The organism is Duganella sp. GW821-FHT07F09 (assembly GCF_059418705.1).
The window spans coordinates 1-18,853 of sequence record NZ_JBWKQJ010000015.1 but is presented as its reverse complement, the minus strand read 5'-3'; the positions used below and the strand labels follow the sequence as shown (position 1 = coordinate 18,853).

At 62.5% G+C, this 18,853-nt stretch carries 20 protein-coding genes and 2 tRNA genes; 3 read left to right on the top strand and 19 right to left on the bottom strand.

What is annotated here, in order from left to right; genetic code table 11:
- Window position 1: 1 nt before the first annotated feature.
- The 7 genes from AC07P1_RS29640 to AC07P1_RS29610 form a co-directional block, all read right to left on the bottom strand.
- Window positions 2-637: a pilus assembly PilX family protein gene (locus tag AC07P1_RS29640; protein WP_494699205.1), complete on the bottom strand. Its 636-nt coding sequence runs from the start codon at window positions 635-637 to the stop codon at window positions 2-4.
- A complete protein-coding gene (locus AC07P1_RS29635; RefSeq protein ID WP_494699204.1) occupies window positions 637-1,872 on the bottom strand; it encodes a PilW family protein in 1,236 nt (411 codons plus the stop codon). Before AC07P1_RS29635 ends, AC07P1_RS29640 begins: the two co-directional genes overlap by 1 nt.
- 1 nt (window position 1,873) lies before the next feature.
- The gene (locus AC07P1_RS29630) at window positions 1,874-2,290 is read right to left on the bottom strand and encodes a type IV pilus modification PilV family protein (protein ID WP_494699203.1); all 417 of its coding nucleotides are present in this window, start codon (window positions 2,288-2,290) and stop codon (window positions 1,874-1,876) included.
- The gene (locus AC07P1_RS29625; protein WP_494699202.1) at window positions 2,287-2,946 is read right to left on the bottom strand and encodes a pilus assembly FimT family protein; all 660 of its coding nucleotides are present in this window, start codon (window positions 2,944-2,946) and stop codon (window positions 2,287-2,289) included. The genes AC07P1_RS29630 and AC07P1_RS29625 overlap by 4 nt, the downstream gene beginning before the upstream one ends.
- Window positions 2,934-3,362 carry a type IV pilin protein gene (locus AC07P1_RS29620; protein ID WP_494699201.1) on the bottom strand — a complete coding sequence of 143 codons (429 nt, stop codon included), beginning with the start codon at window positions 3,360-3,362 and terminating at the stop codon, window positions 2,934-2,936. The genes AC07P1_RS29625 and AC07P1_RS29620 overlap by 13 nt, the downstream gene beginning before the upstream one ends.
- Before the next feature lie 95 nt (window positions 3,363-3,457).
- The gene (locus AC07P1_RS29615) at window positions 3,458-4,573 is read right to left on the bottom strand and encodes a sensor histidine kinase (RefSeq protein WP_494699200.1); all 1,116 of its coding nucleotides are present in this window, start codon (window positions 4,571-4,573) and stop codon (window positions 3,458-3,460) included.
- Window positions 4,566-5,252: a response regulator transcription factor gene (locus AC07P1_RS29610; protein ID WP_494699199.1), complete on the bottom strand. Its 687-nt coding sequence runs from the start codon at window positions 5,250-5,252 to the stop codon at window positions 4,566-4,568. The genes AC07P1_RS29615 and AC07P1_RS29610 overlap by 8 nt, the downstream gene beginning before the upstream one ends.
- A gap of 219 nt (window positions 5,253-5,471) precedes the next feature.
- Between AC07P1_RS29610 and AC07P1_RS29605 the strand changes: the two genes are divergently transcribed.
- Window positions 5,472-6,281: a Crp/Fnr family transcriptional regulator gene (locus AC07P1_RS29605; protein WP_494699198.1), complete on the top strand. Its 810-nt coding sequence runs from the start codon at window positions 5,472-5,474 to the stop codon at window positions 6,279-6,281.
- On the opposite strand, the gene AC07P1_RS29600 is transcribed toward AC07P1_RS29605, so the two are convergent.
- The 12 genes from AC07P1_RS29600 to AC07P1_RS29545 form a co-directional block, all read right to left on the bottom strand.
- Entirely contained in the window at window positions 6,178-7,815 is a 1,638-nt protein-coding gene (locus tag AC07P1_RS29600) for a CHASE3 domain-containing protein (protein WP_494699197.1), read from the bottom strand. The genes AC07P1_RS29605 and AC07P1_RS29600 overlap by 104 nt on opposite strands.
- A 152-nt stretch (window positions 7,816-7,967) precedes the next feature.
- Window positions 7,968-8,600 (bottom strand): response regulator, encoded by a 633-nt coding sequence (locus tag AC07P1_RS29595; RefSeq protein WP_090313944.1) that lies wholly within the window; start codon window positions 8,598-8,600, stop codon window positions 7,968-7,970.
- Between the two features lie 145 nt (window positions 8,601-8,745).
- Window positions 8,746-9,153, bottom strand: a complete 408-nt coding sequence (locus tag AC07P1_RS29590; RefSeq protein ID WP_090313945.1) for a MerR family transcriptional regulator — start codon at window positions 9,151-9,153, stop codon at window positions 8,746-8,748.
- Window positions 9,154-9,170: 17 nt separating this feature from the next.
- Window positions 9,171-9,518, bottom strand: a complete 348-nt coding sequence (locus tag AC07P1_RS29585; protein WP_008449399.1) for an integration host factor subunit alpha — start codon at window positions 9,516-9,518, stop codon at window positions 9,171-9,173.
- Between the two features lie 173 nt (window positions 9,519-9,691).
- The gene (gene pheT, locus AC07P1_RS29580; RefSeq protein ID WP_494699196.1) at window positions 9,692-12,118 is read right to left on the bottom strand and encodes a phenylalanine--tRNA ligase subunit beta; all 2,427 of its coding nucleotides are present in this window, start codon (window positions 12,116-12,118) and stop codon (window positions 9,692-9,694) included.
- Window positions 12,119-12,205: 87 nt separating this feature from the next.
- A complete protein-coding gene (pheS, locus tag AC07P1_RS29575) occupies window positions 12,206-13,225 on the bottom strand; it encodes a phenylalanine--tRNA ligase subunit alpha (RefSeq protein ID WP_090313947.1) in 1,020 nt (339 codons plus the stop codon).
- A gap of 100 nt (window positions 13,226-13,325) precedes the next feature.
- Complete coding sequence (rplT, locus tag AC07P1_RS29570; protein ID WP_090313948.1) at window positions 13,326-13,685, bottom strand: 50S ribosomal protein L20; 360 nt, start codon at window positions 13,683-13,685, stop codon at window positions 13,326-13,328.
- A gap of 26 nt (window positions 13,686-13,711) precedes the next feature.
- The gene (gene rpmI / locus AC07P1_RS29565; RefSeq protein ID WP_026636906.1) at window positions 13,712-13,909 is read right to left on the bottom strand and encodes a 50S ribosomal protein L35; all 198 of its coding nucleotides are present in this window, start codon (window positions 13,907-13,909) and stop codon (window positions 13,712-13,714) included.
- 214 nt (window positions 13,910-14,123) lie between these two features.
- Entirely contained in the window at window positions 14,124-14,663 is a 540-nt protein-coding gene (infC, locus tag AC07P1_RS29560; protein WP_255372374.1) for a translation initiation factor IF-3, read from the bottom strand.
- Window positions 14,664-14,684: 21 nt separating this feature from the next.
- Window positions 14,685-16,592 (bottom strand): threonine--tRNA ligase, encoded by a 1,908-nt coding sequence (thrS, locus tag AC07P1_RS29555; protein ID WP_494699195.1) that lies wholly within the window; start codon window positions 16,590-16,592, stop codon window positions 14,685-14,687.
- Window positions 16,593-16,792: 200 nt separating this feature from the next.
- Window positions 16,793-16,869, bottom strand: a tRNA-Val gene (locus tag AC07P1_RS29550).
- Between the two features lie 64 nt (window positions 16,870-16,933).
- Window positions 16,934-17,010, bottom strand: a tRNA-Val gene (locus AC07P1_RS29545).
- A 140-nt stretch (window positions 17,011-17,150) separates the two neighbouring features.
- Here AC07P1_RS29545 and AC07P1_RS29540 point away from each other — a divergent pair.
- Entirely contained in the window at window positions 17,151-18,104 is a 954-nt protein-coding gene (locus tag AC07P1_RS29540) for a cation diffusion facilitator family transporter (protein WP_494699194.1), read from the top strand.
- 18 nt (window positions 18,105-18,122) lie between these two features.
- Window positions 18,123-18,764 carry a CatA-like O-acetyltransferase gene (locus AC07P1_RS29535; protein ID WP_494699193.1) on the top strand — a complete coding sequence of 214 codons (642 nt, stop codon included), beginning with the start codon at window positions 18,123-18,125 and terminating at the stop codon, window positions 18,762-18,764.
- Window positions 18,765-18,853: the final 89 nt, after the last annotated feature.

Below are 18,853 nucleotides of genomic sequence, written 5' to 3'. Positions count from 1 at the left end.
ATCAGGGCCCCTTCAAGACCACCGCTTGCGTTACCACGTTGCCGCCGCGCGCGCCGTTGATGCGCGCCGTCACCACATAGTGGATCTGCGGCTGCTGCGAGAATTTCGGTCCGCCCAGCGCCAGCGAGGTGCCGAACGGCTGCGGCGCCCGGCTGTTGGGGCGCGCCGACGTCGTCCGGCAGCTGTTGTTGCCGCTGTTGTATTCCCCCGGAAAGGTGCACATCCGATGGATCACGTACTGGACCCGGTCGCCGGTGAGCGGATTGGCCGGCATCGTGACCGCGCCCAGCCAGAAGGCGGCGCTGCTCGCGGTCCAGGTCGGCGTCAGGGTGGCGACATAGCCCTGGGCGGGCTGGTCGACCAGCAAATCGGAACGGTTCGCCACCGAGCGCAGATAGGCGAAGCCGGCGTGCAGCCCGGCGTCGGCCGACTTGCTCAGCGCCGAGTCGTAGGCCAGGTTGGCGGCGGTCATCGTCGTCGACGTGCTGGACTTGAGCAGGTAGATGCTACTGACCAGCATCACCGTCAGCATGATCAGCATGACCGGCAAGGCGATGCCGCGCTCGCGCCGGCGGCGCGCGGGGCCGGCCGCATGGGCGCGCCGGGGCGTGGTCGACTGCGGGCGGGCCGTCGTCATCATGGCCTCCACTGGGCGTTACGGATCGGCACGATGGTCTCGAACACGCGGTAGCGATAGCACTTCCAATCGACCGTGTCGCCCGCCACCGCCACGTTGACCTGCACCGGCGCGGCGGCCACCGTGGCCGGCGCATTGCCGGCGAACACGGTCGGCCGCACGGTGGTGGCGCGGCACTGGCCGGCGCCATCGGGCTTCTCGGCGTGTTTGCCGCGCGCCACCACCGCCAGCCGCACCGAGCCGATGCGCTGATAGTCGCCGGCGCCGCCGACCACGCCGTCGTTGTCGGCGTCGATCATGGTCGAGCTCCACACGCCGATGCGCATGCCGCTGGCGGTCGACACTTCCGCCACGCCGTTGCCCGGCGTGTTGGGGTCGTATTCGGCCACGGCGCGGTTGTCGAAGCCGTACTGCGCCTTGAGCGACACCACGTTGTCGATCACCGACGCGCCCTGCTGCGCCGAACCGGGCATGTCGGTGGAACGCAGCAGCAGCACGCCGTTGTTGACCGACCAGGTATGGAAATGCAGGCGGGCCGCGCTGCCCAGATTGTAGACATAGCTCACATTGAGCGGATACGCCGTCGTCAGGCCGGCCTGCGGGTTGAACGGGAAGCCGGCGCCGCTGGCGACCTGCAACTGGTTGGCGTTGAGGCCGATGCCGAAGCCGGACAGCTGGAACAGCGTGCAGCGCCGCGCCCCCGGTGTCATCGGCGCCACCACCAGCACGTCGCCGACTTTGAAATCGTAGGGATTGCGGCTGTCGACGGTCAAGGTGCTCTCGCCGGGCACGTAGTTGGTCACCAGCTTGGTCGAGCCGACCCCGGTTTGCGAGGTGCCGCTTTGGAACTGCACCACGTCGCTGTCGGCGCCGTTGGACTGGATCACCACCGGCGCCAGCGGCGTGACGTTGGCGCCGCCGCGCGGCTCCGTCGCCAGCTGGTAGCCGTTGGCGTCCGAGAACACGGTGTCGCAGCCGGCCAGCATCGTATCGTTCAAGCCCCAGCCGGCGTCGGCGGCGTCGCCGCTGAGGGAAAACAGCGCCAGCATGCCGTTCTGCATGGAATCGGAACCGCCGACGGCGGCATCCTTGTTTTGTTCGCCGCTGATGACCAGGCGCGTGGCGAACACCAGCGCCAGCAGGCCGATCACGACGCTGACCATCAGCTCGACGAGCGAAAAGCCGCCGCCGCGCCGGCGCGCGCTCGACAGGACCGGGGAAGGATGGGCGTCCATGTCAGTTCGCGATGTAGGAAGTAAGCAAATGCCGGTTCTGGTCCGTATTGGCCTTGCGCTGCCAACGGATGGCGATATCGACCTGGGTTTGAACCGTCTGCCGGGTCACATTGACGGACACGATCGCGCCGGGAATGGCCGCGCGCGTCTCGGCCACCCACGGCGCGATGGCCGCGCCGGGCGTGCCGTTCTCGGCCAGGTTGTAGTCGGCCAGGTTGGCCGTATCGGCCATCATCACGCCCAGCAGCTTCTCGCCGGCCATGGTGGCCTCGGCGCGCATGGCGGCGTCCGACAGCGCCGAATAGGCGCGCGCCTGCAAGCCGATCGTGCCCAGCAGGCCGATGCCCAGGATCACGATGGCCAGCATCGCCTCCAGCAGCGCGATGCCGCCCTGGCGGCGGCTCGGGACGGTTTTCATGGCGGACAGCTCCGGTTGTCGGTGTCCGGCAAGGCCGGATTGCACTTGGTCGCCATGCCGGCCAGGGTCACCACCAGCGCCACCGGCTGCACCTCGTCGGCGAACGCCGCCGACGGCTCGAGGCGCAGGCTGTTGAGACGGCCGGCGAACTGCGGATCGACCCAGCCGAGCGGCGTGTAGTACACCTGGCTGGCGCCGGCCGGCAGCGTGGTCGGCTGCAGGACCTCGGCCGGCGGCAGCGCGTTGGCGGCGCGGAACACCGACTTCCAGCCGGCGGCGCCTTCCGGATCGCCGGCCGACGGCGCTTCCGTGGTCGACCAGTCGCCCTGGACGTCGGTGCACGGGCCGGCCTGGCTGACGAAACAAATATCGACCTGCCAATCCATCTGGCCGGTGTTGACGTTGGGTGTGAGCGAAATACGGCTAAAGGCGTTGTGGGCCACGGCCTGGCGGCGCGCCAGGCTGAAGCCGTCGGCATAGAACTCGCTGGCGCCGCGCGCGCGGTTGGCCAGCAGCCAGCGGCTGGCATTGGGAATACCGACCGCCAGCATGATGCCGAAAATGGTGATCGTCACCAGCAGCTCGATCAGCGTGACGCCGCTTTGGCGACGCCGACGGTGCGGGCGGTGCCGGAGCGGTGGGCTCAATTGGTGCATGCGCCACCCTTGTGGTCGACCCAGCAGGCGGCGTTGACGCCCCAGCCGGCTGGACTGGCGGTGGTCGCGTGGGTGCCGTTCTGGTCGATGGTATAAGTGAAGCCGGCCATCTTGCCGGTGCCGGTCGCGGTCAGGGTGTAGGTCGACGCCGACTCGCCGCTGAGGGCGTAGGTGAAATAAGGCGTATTGGCCGGAAAGGTGTTGGCGGCGCCGAAGCCGACGTAGGTGCGGTTGTTCGACCAATACTGTTCGGCGGCGGGCTGGGCGCCGCCGAGCGCGGTGAAAGCCTCGCTCAGGCGGCCGCGCACGACGTAATCGCTGTAGGCGGGAACGGCCACGGCCAGCAGGATGCCGACGATGGCCACGGTCACCATGACCTCGATCAGCGTAAAACCGTTCTTCATACGTCGTTTCATGGCCGGCTCCAGGGATGTTGTCTGCTGGAACCAGTCTACGCGCCCAAGCTTGCATTTCCCTGAGGAAATGCTGACAAACACCTGACAAACAACACTTAGGGGAAGCGGACTGTGAACAGGGCGCCCTGTCCGCCGGCGGCGTCGGCTATGCTCAGCGAGGCGCCGTGGACGACGGCGATGTCGCGCACGATCGCCAGCCCCAGGCCGCTGCCGTGGGTCTTGTCGTCGAGCCGGACGTAGCGGCTGAAGACTTGCTCGCGCTTGGCCGCCGGGATGCCCGGGCCGCTGTCCTCGACCGTCAGCACGCCGCCGCCCGCGTCCGCCCGGCATGCCACCGTCACCGTGCCGCCCGCCGGCGTGTAACGGATCGCGTTGTCGATCAGGTTGTCGATCAGGTCGCGCAGCAGGAAACGGTCGCCGCTGATCTGCACCGGCCGCAAATCGAAACCGATGTCTATTCCCTTGCCCGTGGCCTGGTCGACAAAGGATTGAATCGCGTCCTCGACCAGCACGTCCAGCGCCACCGCTTCCAGCCGCGTCCTTTCGAAGTGGTCCGGTTCGGCGCGCGCGAGCGCCAGCAACTGGTTGGTTTGCCGGATCATGCGCTCGGTGGCCGACAGCATCAGCTGGACCGAGTGCGCCGTGTCCGGCTCGACGTGGCGCGCCCCCAGCCATTCGAGCTGCGTCTTCAGCCCCGCCAGCGGCGTGCGCAGCTGGTGCGCGACATTGGCCAGGAAATCCTGCCGCGCCCTGGCGCCCTCGCCCACCTTGTCCAGCAGGCCGTTGAAGGCCGAGACCACCGGTTCCAGCTCGTACGGGACATCGGCGACGGCGATCGGCGCGAGGTCGTCGCCGTCGCGTGCGTCGAGGCCGGCACGCAGGCGGTTCAGCGGCCGCAGCCCGTTGCTGACCGAGAACCAGATCAAGCCGATGCAAGCGAGCGCGATCAGTACTTCCAGCAGCACCAGCCCGCGCACCATGGCTTGCTTGATCTGTGCCTGCCGCTGCGTTTTGTCGGCCGCGATCCGTCCCGCCGGCGCCGCCGGTCCAGCGCCGGCCGGCCCCGATCCCCGCGCCTCGGACTGGCTTTGATCGAAGGCGATCTGCGTCGGCAGCCACGCCAGCATGTAGGCCAGCGCCCCGCCCGCCAGATTGATCAGCAGGATGGGCACGATCAGCGTCTTGAGCAGCCGCAGCCGTATGCTAGTCATCCGCACCCCGCGCGGGCGCCAGCTCCAGCATGTAGCCGAAGCCGCGGATGGTGCGGATCGAGACGCCGGCGTCGGCGATCTTCAGCCGCAGCCGCGAGATGTACACCTCCACCGCGTTCAGGGTCAGGTCGTCGCCCCACGGCAGGATGGCTTCGATGATCTGCTGCTTGGACACCACGCGCGCGCCGTGCTGCAGCAGGTACTCGAGCACCGCCCATTCCCGCACCGACAGCTCGACGGTTTTGTCGCGCACCCGCGCCCGCTTGGCCGACAGGTCCAGCGCCAGGTCGCCCAGCGCCAGCACCGTCGGCTTGGGCGCGTTGCGCCGCGCCAGCGCCTTCAGCCGCGCGACCAGCTCGGCGGTGGCGAAGGGCTTGACCAGGTAGTCGTCGGCGCCCAGCTCCAGCCCGCGCACCCGGTCCTCGACGGCGTCGCGCGCCGTCAGCAACAGCACCGGCACCTGGCTGCCGCGCGCGCGCAGGCGGCGTACCACCTCGAAGCCGTCGATGCCCGGCAGGCCGATGTCGAGCACGATCACCTCCGCTTGCGCGGCGCGCTGCAGCAGCGCGTCGGCCTGGGCGCCGTCGCCGACCACCTCCACCACCATGCCGTGGCCCCCCAACACGCGGCTCAGGCCGTCGGCGAGTACGGCATCGTCTTCCACTACAAGTACATGCATGTTGTGCGCCCTTCGACTGGGATTTGTGCATTATGCACCGGCGATAAACAGAAACATAGTCACCGTGTAGGAGTAGACCTACGTCCAACCATGTTGCAAGCCTACATTTGTGCGTCCACTCCTCTTATGTTCGCAAACTAACATTCCCCCTAAAGTGCTACCAGCACGTCAGATAACCCCCGACGTGATTTGTATAGCCAGAGATTAGTGAGGAAAAATATGAACAACACCCAAGTCAACGCAACCAAGAAATCCACCGCATCCGGCACCATGGCGGTCGATTCAAAAGAATTTAAGGTTGCGTCGCGGCCTGTTGTCAGCTACAGCGGCACCCAGCAAAACGAACTGCTGGCCGCGCTTCCACGCGACGTGCTCGAATCCTTGTTCGAACACCTGGAACTGGTCACCCTGCCCTTTGGCAAAGAACTGTTTGAATTCGGCGGCGCGATGGAGTACGTCCATTTCCCCACCACCGCCATCGTGTCGCTGCTGTATGTGATGGAAGACGGCGCCACCACCGAGATCGCCGTCGTCGGCCATGAAGGCGTGGTCGGCGTGTCGCTGTTCGACGGCGAGCGCGCCATGTGCAGCGCCGTGGTGCAGGCCGCCGGTTACGGCTACCGCATGAAGGCCCAGCACCTGCGCGACGCCTTCAACCAGGGCGGCGCCCTGCCCGCGCTGCTGATGCGCTACAACACCGCGCTGTTCGCGCAGATGGCGCAAAACGCCGTCGGCGGCCGTCACAGCTCGATCGAACAAAAGCTGTGCCGCTGGCTGCTGGACCGCCTGGACCGCTCGCCATCGAACGAACTGAAAGTAACGCAGGAAATGATTTCGATCATGCTGGGCGTGCGCCGCGAGAGCATCACCGCCGCCGCCGGCAAGCTGCAGGAGGAAGGCTTGATCACCTACCGCCGTGGCAACATCACCGTGCTTGATCGCTCAGGCTTGGAGGATTATGCGGGTGAGTGCTATAAGGTTGCGAAGACTGAGTATGATCGTCTGCTGGTTGATGTAGCACGCTGTTAAGCACATCGGTGATGGCCGCCGGCAGCGGCGGCAAAGGTGCCGGCGTTGGCGCCGCTGTCGCCATCATCGCCTCCACCGTCCTCGGCTGCATGCGGCGCTCCTGTCCCGGCGCCGGGGCCGGCTGACTTGCCGCACCCTTCCCGCCATCGCTCTTACGCAGCGGAATGGCCACCTCGATACAGGTCCCCGTATCGTTGCGTCCCCGCCGTATCGTCATCGTCCCGCCCAGCAGCAAGGCGCGCTCGCGCATGCCCAGCAGGCCGTGCGACATCGGCTTGACGATGTTGTTGGCGTCGATGCCGATACCGTCGTCGATAATGCGCAGCATCAGCACTTCCTGATTGCGGTTCAAGGTCACCGTCACGCGGCTGGCCTTGGCGTACTTGCGGATATTGGTCAGCGATTCCTGCACGATGCGGAACAGGGCGATCGACAAGTCGCCGGAATCGCGGCCCAGCGCCTCGATGTCGGCGGCGACGTCGCAATCGCAGCGCACCTGGGCCATGCGGCTGAACTCGTCGCAATAGCTTTCGATCGCCGCGCACAGCCCCAGGTTGTCCAGCAAACTGGGGCGCAGGTTCTCGACGATGCGGCGCTTCATCTCCACCGCCTCCATCAGGGTGCCGCGCGCGCGCTTGAGCTGGGCGGCCAGCTCGGGCTGGTTCTTTTGCAACTGCTGCGTGACGGCGGCGATGTCCATGCTGATCGACGTCAGGAAGGCGCCCATCTCGTCGTGCAGCTCGCGCGATAGCCTGACCTTTTCCTCTTCGCTGATACTGATCAGGTGGCGCGACAGCACCGATAGCTGCTCGGTCCTTTGCTCAACCTGCGTTTCCAATGTTTCGTTGGCCGCCTGCAGCGCGTGCTCGACCTGGGCCCGGTTGGCGAAGCTGCGCCGCACCAGCTGGTAGAACATGATCAGCACCACGATGGCGACGGCGTTGATGCTCATGCCGAGCAACACCGCCTTTTGATATTCCTGATAGAACATGGCGCTGCGTGTGGCCATGGTCTCGTTCTGCTCCTGCTCCATGATGACCACCTGCAGGCGGATCTCGTCCATGCTGCCGCGCCCGTCGCTCAGTTTGGCGATCTTGACGATCTCCTCGAGACCGCCCTCGCGGTAGACGTCGATCGCCTGGCTGACGGTGGTCAGGCGGCGGCGGACCAGGGTTTGCAGCTGGGTCAGATTCTTGAGCTGGGTCGGGTTATCGGCGAGCAGCTTTTGCAGCTCCTTGAATTCGTGTTCGCTGTCGACCAGCGCGGTGCGGGTCGGCCCCAGGTAGGCGTCGCTGCCGGACAGGAAATAGCCGCGCATGCTGCTTTCGGCGTCGAGCACCAGGACGTTGAGGTATTGCAGGCGGTCGGCCACGCGCGCGCTCTGCCCCAGCAGCACCTGCGCGCCGCGCAGGGCTTGCAAATTGTAAAACAGGCTGAAGCCGTTCACGATCAGCAACAAGGCGCAGGTCACGCACAAGACGGTCTTGTACAGCGGCAGGCGATGGTGCGGCGCTGTTTCGACGGTGAAATACATCCACTTCCTTCGCGGGTTATGACGGCCGGCAACACGCCAGGCTGGCTAATTATAGTCCGTTAGGGAAATAGATGCAGCAGCTGCGCACCCCAAGAGTGCGCAACTGTATCCATTAAGCAAGTGGTCTCAGGAAGAGACCGGCGTGCGAAATTTCAGTCCAGCAAGTTATTTTTCATTGCGTAATATGTTAAATCGCTGTTCGACTGCATCCCCATCTTTTCCATGATGCGGGTGCGGTAGGTGCTGACGGTTTTGATGCTCAGCGACAACGCCACACCGATATCGGACACCGTCGCGCCGCGCGCCAGCCGCAGGAAGACCTGGAATTCGCGGTCGGACAACTCGGTGTGCAGCGCCGTGTTGGGATCGCGGTCGAAGCTTTGCGCCAGCAATTCGCCGACGGTCGAACTGACATAGCGGCGGCCCTGGTACACGGTGCGCACTGCGGTGATCAGCTCGTCGGCCTCGCATTCCTTGTTCAAATAGCCGTTGGCGCCCATTTTGAACAGGTTCAGCGCGTACTGCTGGGCCGGATACCCGGACAGGATCAGCACCGGCAGATCGGGCTGCCCCTGACGTATCGTACGCAAGGTATCGATGCCGCTCTGGTCCGGCATGGCGATGTCGAGCAGCAACACGTCGCAAATCTCACGGCGAGCGATATCGAGCGCTTCACGCCCCGTACCGGCTTCCGCGACCACGTCGAAATCGTCCGACGCCGAAAAAATCTGTTTAAATCCTGCTCTTACTATCTGATGGTCGTCACAAATGGCAACGCGTATCATTGTTTCCCCTCGTCTTGTCCGGCCCGCGCCCTCGGGCACGCCGGACTTCACGCCACCGTGTATATCAGCGTCGCTGATAATTGAATAATATTGAAAGTATATCAGGAATTAGCTTCTTGCCACGCCCCGTGCAGTGGTGTGCGCGCTAGTCTTGCTGGAGCAGGCTCAGGATGGAAAGCAGTTCGCTGCGTATCATTTCGCGGTCCAAAGGAGCGGGAACGGCTTTCGCCTCCTCGCCGAAACCGCCATCATACTCCGCCGCCGCGCCATCGACAGCACGGCTGTCCAGTTTATTGCGCGCCCCGCTGATGGTGAAGCCCTGCTCGTACAACAGCTCGCGGATACGGCGTATCAACAGCACTTCGTGGTGCTGGTAATAGCGGCGGTTGCCGCGCCGTTTGACGGGCTTGAGCTGGGTGAATTCCTGCTCCCAGTAGCGCAGCACATGCGGCTTGACGCCACACAGCTCGCTGACCTCACCGATGGTGAAATAGCGCTTGGCCGGTATCGGCGGCAGGACGACCAGTTCGGACTTGGCGAGACGATCGTTCATCACTTCTCAGCTCCCACTCAGGCGGCACGCGCCATCGGATTGGTCTCTTCGACCATGCCCTTGAGTTTTTGGCTCGCATGGAAGGTCACGACGCGGCGCGCCGTGATCGGGATTTCCTCGCCGGTCTTGGGGTTGCGCCCCGGACGCTGCGGCTTGTCGCGCAGCTGGAAGTTGCCGAACCCGGACAGCTTGACGGCTTCGCCACGCTCGAGCGCGTTGCGGATCTCGTCGAAGAAGGTCTCCACCATGTCCTTGGCCTCGCGCTTGTTCAGACCGACCTGTTCGAACAGCAGTTCGGCCAGCTCCGCCTTGGTCAGCGTGGGCAAATCTTTTTCCGCATCCTGGCGTACCTTGGCGACCTGCATGGCCCGATGCAAATCGGCAGCCAATGCGGATTGGAGTACGGCGGAATCAACGTCGTTGTTATTAATTTTCCTGCCCTGCCTTATCAAAGAACGAATGAGTCCGGCCTTTGCCGGACTCCCGAATGATCAAAAAAAGAAAACGGAACCGCGTGGCGATGGCCTTAACGGCAACATCAGGTGCGCAAGCGGGCGCCGTGTTTTTGCTTGGCCGCATCGCCGGCCGAAGCCATGACGGCCTCGACGACTTCGTCCTGCAGCGTGTTTTGAGTATCTTGCAAGCTAAAGCGGAAAGCAAGTGATTTTTCGTCCTGCTCCAAACCTTTGCCACGATATTCATCAAACAAAACAATGGCTTGCACGATCTTTCCTTGCGGACTTGCTTGCACGGCAGCATTAAATGCGTCCAACAAATCCTGCGCCGGCACGTCTTGCTTGACGACGACGGCCAGATCGCGCGTGGCGCCGGGGAACTTGGAGATCTCGGCGTATTCTGGCACGGATCGTTGCTGCAAAGCAATCGCATCCACCTCGAACACGACCGGCGCCTGCGGCAGCTCGTACTTCTGCATCCAGCGCGGATGCAGCTCGCCGATGAAGCCGATCACCTTGCCATCGAGCAGCACCTGCGCCGAGCGGCCCGGGTGCAACGCCGGATGTTCGGCCTTGACGAAGCGCAGTTGCAGCGGCGCGAACAGGTGCTCCAGGTCCGCCTTCAGGTCGAAGAAGTCGACCGCGCGGCTGTCCTGCCCCCATTGTTCGTCCGCCACGGTGCCGTAGGCGATCGCGGCGACCCGTTTCGGCTGCTTGTAGCCGGCCACCGTCAGCGGACCGTCCGGCACGCTGTCGTCGCGCTGGTAGATCGCGCCGACTTCGAACACGCGCACGCGGTTGGTCTTGCGGTTCAGGTTGTAGCGCACGTTGGCGACCAGACTGCCGACCAGGGTCGAGCGCATCACGCTCATCTGGCTGGCGATCGGGTTCTGCAGCTTGATCGGATTGGCGTTGCCGCCGAAATCCTGCTCCCACGCCGCTTCCACAAAGCTCATGTTGACCACTTCCTGGAAGCCCAGGTCGGCCAGCTGGTGGCGCACGGCGAACAGCGAACGGGTATTTTCCGGCGCGATGATCATCGTGTTGGCGGCCACCGGGGCCACGGTCGGGATGTTCTCGAAGCCGTAGACGCGCGCGACTTCCTCGATCAGGTCTTCCTCGATTTCGATGTCGAAGCGGTAGCTCGGCGCGGTCACCGAGAAGACTCCGTCTTCCAGCGTGAACGGCAGCGCCAGGCGGGTGAAGATGTCGGCCACGGTCTTGTCGTCCAGCGCCACGCCGATGACTTTCTGCGCGCGCGCGGTGCGCATTTTCACCGGCTGGCGTTGCGGGATGTTGACGATCTGGTCGTCGATCGGACCAACCTTGGTCGCCGCCGTGCCGCAGATTTCGATCAGCAGCGAGGTGATGCGCTCGATGTGCTCGACCGTGGTCGCGTAGTCGACGCCGCGCTCGAAGCGGTGCGCCGCGTCGGTCGAGAAATTGTACTTGCGGGCGCGGCCCTGGATGGCGTTCGGCCACCAGAATGCCGCTTCCAGGTAGATCGACTCGGTCTCCAGCGAGACGGCGGTGGCGTCGCCACCCATGATGCCTGCCAGCGATTCGATTTCCTTGTCGTCGGCGATCACGCCGACCCACTCGTCGATGTCGACGGTGTTACCGTTCAACAGCTTCAGGGTCTCGCCGGCCTTGCCCCAGCGGACGTCGAGGCCGCCGTGGATCTTGGCCAGGTCGAACACGTGGGTCGGACGGCCCAGTTCCAGCATGACGTAGTTGGAGATGTCCACCAGCGCCGACACCGAGCGCTGGCCGCTGCGCTCGAGGCGCTGCTTCATCCAGTCCGGCGTGGCGGCCTTGGCGTTCAGGTTGCGGATCACGCGGCCGGAGAAACGGCCGCACAGGTCCGGCGCCGAGATTTTCACCGGCAGCACTTCGTCGCTGTTGACGGCGGCGTTGCGGAACTGCGGCGCGTGCAGCGCCACGCCGGTCAGCGCCGAGACTTCGCGCGCCACGCCCAGCACCGACAGGCAGTCCGCCTTGTTCGGGGTCAGCTTGATGGTGAACTTGAGATCGTTCAGCGCGTAGTAGTCGCGGAAGTTCTTGCCGACCGGCGCGTCGTCCGGCAGTTCCAGCAGGCCGCTGCCCTCTTCCGACAGTTTCAATTCCTTGGCCGAGCACAGCATGCCCTGCGACTCGACGCCGCGCAGCTGGCCGACCTTGATTTCGAACGGCTTGCCGTCGGCGCCCGGCGGCAGCACGGCGCCGGCCATGGCGCACACGACCTTCAGGCCCGGGCGCACGTTCGGCGCGCCGCAGACGATGTTGAGCAAGGTGCCGGTGCCGACGTCGACCTGGCAGACGTTGAGGCGGTCCGCGTTCGGATGCTTGGCCATTTCGCGCACCAGACCGACGACGACGTTGGAGAACGGCGGCGCGACCGCTTCGACTTCTTCCACTTCCAGGCCGGACATCGTCAGCAGGTGGGCCAGTTCGTCCGAAGTCATCTTCGGATCGACCATGGTACGGAGCCAGTTTTCGGAGAATTGCATAATCAAGCCTTCAAAGAGTGTCCAGCGGGAGCGCGTGCCTTGCTAACTGGCCGCGCTCGACCGCGTGTAGTGTACTGAACCTTGTTCCTAGTTGAACTGCTTCAGGAAGCGCAAGTCGCCTTCGTAGAACAGGCGCAGGTCGCTGACGCCGTAGCGCAGCATCGTCAGGCGCTCGAGGCCGGAGCCGAACGCGAAGCCGATGTACTTTTCCGGGTCCAGGCCGAAGTTGCGCACCACCGACGGATGCACCTGGCCCGAGCCGGAAATCTCCAGCCAGCGGCCCTTCAGCGGTCCCGAGCCGAAGGCGATATCGATCTCGGCCGACGGCTCGGTGAACGGGAAATACGACGGACGGAAGCGCACCTGCAAATCGTCGGTCTCGAAGAAGGCCTTGACGAAGTTCAGGTACACGCCCTTGAGGTCGGCGAAGCTGATGTTCTCGGCGATCCACAGGCCCTCGACCTGGTGGAACATCGGCGAGTGCGTGGCGTCGCTGTCGACGCGGTAGGTGCGGCCCGGCGCGATCACCTTGATCGGCGGCGTATGGCTGCGGGCGTAGCGCACCTGCATCGGGCTGGTGTGCGTGCGCAGCAGCAGCGGCTTGCCTTCGCTGTCGTTGCCTTCGATGTAGAAAGTGTCCTGCATCGAACGGGCCGGATGGTTCTCCGGGCTGTTCAAGGCGGTAAAGTTGGTCCAGTCGTTTTCGATCTCGGGGCCGTCGGCCACGTCGAAACCGATCGAGCGGAAGATTTCCTCCACCCGCTCCCAGGTGCGCATGACCGGATGCAGGCCGCCGCCGGCGCGTCCGCGGCCAGGCAGCGAGACATCGATGGCCTCGGCGTTCAAACGGGTTTGCATCTGGGCGTCGGCCAGCGCGTCGCGCCGGGCCGTCAGGGCCGCTTCGATCTGCCCTTTGGCCGCGTTGATCAGGGCGCCCTGCGCCTTGCGTGCCTCGGGGTCGAGCTTGCCCAGACCCTTCATCAATTCGGTGATCTGGCCGGTCTTGCCCAGATATTTTGCTTTGGCATTTTCCAGCGCGGCGGCGTCATCTTGCGCGGCCGTGAAATCCTGCACTGCTGAGGCGACGAGTTGTTCCAGGGAGTCCATGCGTTTTTCTTATCCTCAATCAAAAACGGGGCACAGGTCTAGACCTTTGCCCCGTTCTCACCACCGGCCCGGTGAAGGGCCAGCGATCAACAATCAATGCTTACGCAGCGATTTTTGCTTTCACAGCGTTGACAATCGCGGCGAAGGCCGGCTTGTCCATCACTGCCATATCGGCCAGAACCTTACGGTCCAGTTCGATCGAAGCTTTTTTCAGACCGTTCATGAAGACGCTGTACGTCACGCCATGCTCACGGGAAGCGGCGTTGATACGAGCGATCCACAGGCGGCGGAAGACGCGCTTCTTGTTACGACGGTCGCGGTAAGCGTATTGGCCAGCGCGCATGACTGCTTGCTTGGCAACACGGTAAACCTTGCTGCGACGACCACGGTAACCTTTGGCCAGGTTTAAGACTTTTTTATGACGGGCACGAGCTGTAACCCCACGTTTTACTCTAGGCATAGTAACTCCTTAAATTGAGTGTGAGATTAAGCGGATGGCATCATGCGCAGGACGGATTTCACGTCAGCCGCATCGACATTCGTGATACCGCGCAATTGGCGCTTCGACTTGGTGGTTTTCTTCGTCAGAATGTGGCGTTTGAACGCGTGACCACTCTTAACAGTACCACCTGGACGCACGCGAAAACGTTTCTTCGCGGAGCTTTTGGTTTTCATTTTTGGCATAGCAATCTACCCTCTTGGGTAGCTCCATATCAAACAGGATTGCAGGTGGTGACACGACGTCACACTTAGATGCCTGCTTTCACTTGTTTTTGCAGCAGATGCGAGTCCACTACATTTACAACAGCCGGCAATTATAGACCAGTTGCGGCAAATCTGCACCACAAATTACTAGGGGCGCCCGAGGGCGCCCCTAGTCGATCCACACCAGCCGGATTTACTTCTTTTTCTTAGGAGACAGCACCATGATCATCTGGCGGCCTTCCATCTTCGGGAACTGCTCGACCTGGCCGTACGGCTCCAGATCGGCTTTCAGACGTTCCAGCATGCGGAAACCGATATCCTGGTGCGCCATCTCACGGCCGCGGAAACGCAGCGTGATCTTGGTTTTGTCGCCTTCATCGAGGAACTTGATGAGGTTGCGCAGCTTGATATTGTAGTCACCGTCATCGGTACCCGGACGGAATTTGACTTCCTTCACGGCGATGATTTTCTGTTTCAATTTAGCTTCGTGAGCCTTCTTCTGCTCCGAATACTTGAATTTGCCGTAGTCCATCAAACGGCAAACCGGCGGCACCGCCGTTGGCGCGATCTCGACCAGGTCGACATTGGCCTCTTCCGCCAGGCGGAAGGCTTCGGCCAAAGTGACGATACCGAGCGGCTCGTTCTCGACCCCACTTAAACGCATTTCAGGGGCAGTGATTTCGCCGTTGATGCGATGCGACTTGTCAGTAGCTATGGTGATTCCTTTTAAAATCTAATGGTAAGGCCAGTGCGATCAGGCTTTATTGGCGACGTCTTGCTGGAGTCGCTCGATCAGGGCATCGACGGACATGACGCCCAGATCGACATTGCCCCGCGCCCGCACGGCCACGGTGTTGGCATCCCGCTCTTTATCGCCGATTACAAGGATGTAAGGCAGTTTTTGGACGGAATGTTCACGTATTTTATAGGTTATTTTCTCGTTGCGCAAATCGCTCTGCACGCGGAACCCGCTGCGGCGCAGCTTTTCCGTCACTTGGCCCACATATTCGGCCTGCGCGTCGGAGATGTTCAGCACCGATACTTGCACAGGCGCAAGCCAGGTCGGCAAGGCGCCGGCGTAGTTCTCGATCAGGATGCCGATGAAGCGCTCCATCGAGCCGACGATGGCCCGGTGCAGCATGACCGGCACCTGGCGGGTGTTGTCGGCCGCGACATATTCCGCGCCCAGGCGCTCCGGCATGAAGAAGTCGACCTGCATCGTGCCGACCTGCCATGGGCGGCCCAGCGAATCCTTCAGGTGGTATTCGATCTTCGGACCGTAGAACGCGCCCTCGCCCGGCAACTCGGTCCAGGTCACGCCGCAGGCGCGCAGGCCCGAACGCAGCGCGTCCTCGGCCTCGTCCCAGACTTCGTCGGTGCCGATGCGGTTGTCCGGACGCAGCGCCAGCTTGACGTCGATGTTGTGGAAATCGAAGTCCTTGTAGACTTCCATCGCCTGCGTGTGGAACGCCACCACTTCCGGCTCGATCTGCTCTTCGGTGCAGAAGATGTGACCGTCGTCCTGCGTGAAGCCGCGCACGCGCATGATGCCGTGCAGCGCGCCGGACGGCTCGTTGCGGTGGCACTGGCCGAACTCGCCGTAACGCAGCGGCAGGTCGCGGTAGCTGCGCATGTTGCTGTTGAAGATCTGCACGTGGCCCGGGCAGTTCATCGGCTTGAGCGCGTAGGAACGGTTTTCCGATTCCGTCACGAACATGTTTTCGCGGTAGTTGTCCCAGTGGCCGGTCTTGCCCCACAGGCTGGAGTCCAGGATCTGCGGCGCCTTCACTTCCTGGTAGCCGTTGACCTGGTACTTGTTGCGCATGTACTGCTCAACCTGTTGCCAGATGGTCCAGCCCTTCGGATGCCAGAACACCAGGCCCGGCGCCTCGTCCTGGAAGTGGAAGAAGTCCAATTGCTTTCCAAGCTTCCTGTGGTCGCGCTTTTCCGCCTCTTCCAGCTGGAACAGGTATTGTTCCTGATCTTCCTTCTTGGTCCAGGCGGTGCCGTAGACACGCTGCAGCATTTCATTCTTGCTGTCGCCGCGCCAGTAGGCGCCGGCCAGCTTCATCAACTTGAATACCTTCAGCTTGCCGGTCGATGGCACGTGCGGGCCACGGCACAAGTCGGTGAACTTGCCTTCCGAGTACAGCGACACGTCCTGGTCGGCCGGAATCGACGAAATGATTTCAGCCTTGTAGTCTTCGCCGATCGACTTGAAATACGCCACGGCCTCGTCGCGCGGCAGCACCTTGCGGGTGACCGGCTCGTCCTTCTTGGCCAACTCGGTCATTTTCTTTTCGATCGCGACCAGATCGTCGGGCGTGAACGGACGCTTGTACGAGAAGTCGTAGTAGAAACCGTTTTCGATAACCGGGCCGATGGTCACTTGCGCGTCCGGGAACAGCTCCTTGACGGCGTAGGCCAGCAAGTGGGCGGTCGAGTGACGGATCACATCGAGGCCTTCCGGATCCTTGTCGGTGATGATGGCCAGATCGGCATCCTTCTCGATCAGGAAGGAGGTGTCGACCACTTTGCCGTCGACCTTGCCGGCCAGGGCGGCCTTGCCCAGGCTGGTGGCGATACTGGTCGCCACTTGAGCCACGGTGACCGGGCCGTCGAATTCGCGGGCGGAACCATCTGGAAGGCGGACTGAAAGCATAGTGATCTCCTGTTGGCGCAAGGCCGGTGTACGTTAAAGCGAAAATTGATAATAAAAACGCGGACGAAAAAAAACGCGGGCTAGCCGCGTTTTCTCTTTTTTTGAGCAAAAGAATCCCGATCGACTAGCGTCACTCCCAAAGCTTGGTAGTAGTTCGCGGTGTCATAACCGGATTGCCTTTCTCGCTCTTACATATGTTCTGGTGGGCGGTGCAGAATTCGAATCTGCGACCCCTTGGATGTCGACCAAGTATTCTAACCAGCTGAACTAACCGCCCGTTGTACTTCTCTACTTCTATTTTACCGCTTTTTACCGCTTATTTACTACCGTACTACGTAATCTGGTGGGCGGTGCAGAATTCGAATCTGCGACCCCTTGGATGTCGACCAAGTATTCTAACCAGCTGAACTAACCGCCCGAAGACCAGCATTATAGAGAGCGATTCGGAGAAAAACAAGGGTATTCATAGGAAACATTTACAAAACGCACTATGACGGCGCAAGACGCGCAGGGCGGCATCCTTTAAACTGTGGTTTATTATCATCACCGATAGAACCCATGCAAGCTGAAACCCGCATCAACGCTAGCGCGGAGGCTCCGCCCTCGCCTTCCGCCCATCTGCACGAACACCGTGACGGCGACGCCAAGCACGCACACTTCACCGTGCAGCGCAGCCAATCGGTGCTCGCGTGGTCGCTGGCGTTGACCCTGGGCTTCGCGGTGGTCGAGGTGATCACCGGCCTTATGTCCAACTCGCTGGCGCTGATTTCCGACGCCGGCCACATGGTCACGGACGCCGCCGCGCTGGGCCTGGCCTTGCTGGCGCAGCTGATCGCTAAACGGCCGCCGTCCGCGCGCCACTCGTTCGGCTTCGGCCGCGCCGAGGCGCTGGCCGCGTTCGTCAACAGCCTGGTGCTGTTGTTGCTGGTCGGCTGGATCGCGTTCGAGGCCGCGCAACGCTTCACCCATCCCGAGCAGGTGCACGGCGCGACGGTGTTCATCGTCGCCACCATCGGTCTCGCCATCAACATCGTGCTCGCTTATATGTTGTCGCGCGGCGACAGCAACATGAATACGCGCGCGGCGTTGGTCAACGTCATGGGTGACTTGCTGGGATCGGTGGCGGCGTTGGTCGCCGGCGCCGTCATCTATTACACCGGCTGGATGATGATCGACCCGCTGCTATCGATCTTCGTCGCCTTGCTGATTTTAAAATCGACCGTCGGTGTGCTGCGCGAGTCCTACCACTTCCTGATGGGCGGCGTGCCAGAGCCGATCGACTATCTTAAAGTGGGCGCCGACCTGGAACAGATAGCCGGCGTCTGCTCGGTGCACGACCTGCATGTGTGGGACATGTCACCGGGCGAGCCGGCGCTGATCGGCCACGTCGAGATCGTCGACCTCGAGCGTTGGCCGGACATCCTGCACGCGATCAAGGCCATGCTGCTCGACAAGCACGGCATCGACCACATCACCTTGCAGGCCGAAGTCGCCCCGCAAGCATCCCTCTAACAACAGCCCTGGAACACCATGCACAATTTTGAAAAGCGCCGCGATCGGTACAACCTGTTTGCCGCGTTTGAAAAGCCGCTCGTCAACGTCAGCTTCGAGATGCCCCTGCCCGACTTCCGCCCCTACTGCAAGGAGCACAAGCTGCCGCCGTTCCATTTCTTCCTGTATTGCATACTCAATTCGATCAAGGAAATCGACAATTTCATGTACCGCATCAACGACGGCGAAGTGATCAAGATCGAGGAGTTCTGGGCGTCCTACACCGTGCTCAACAAGGACAAGAATCTCAATTTCGCGTGTTTCGCCATGTCGACCGACTTGAAGGAATTCGTCGCCCGCAGCCTGGAAGCGAAGGCCGCCGCCGAGGCCAGCACCGAGATGATCAACTCCGCCAAGGAACAGTCCGAGCGCGAGCAAAAGAACAACGTCCACATCACCTGCATGCCGTGGTTCAAGCTGACGTCGATCGAGCATCCCATCTACAGGCACGGCGGCTACGACATCCCCTCGCTGGCCTGGGGCAAGTTCAGCGATGCCGACAACGGCAAAATGACGGTGCCGTTCTCGGTGCAGGCGCACCACGGCTTTGTCGACGGCTACCACATCCATTTGCTGGCCGAAACCATCGCCGCGCGGATCGCAAGAATCATCAGTAGTTAAGCAAAACAAACTCCGGGGTCAGGTCCTGAGCCTTCCCCTCAAATTTTAAATGTCGGGATCAACGATCTCAGCTCATCAAGAGCGATGGT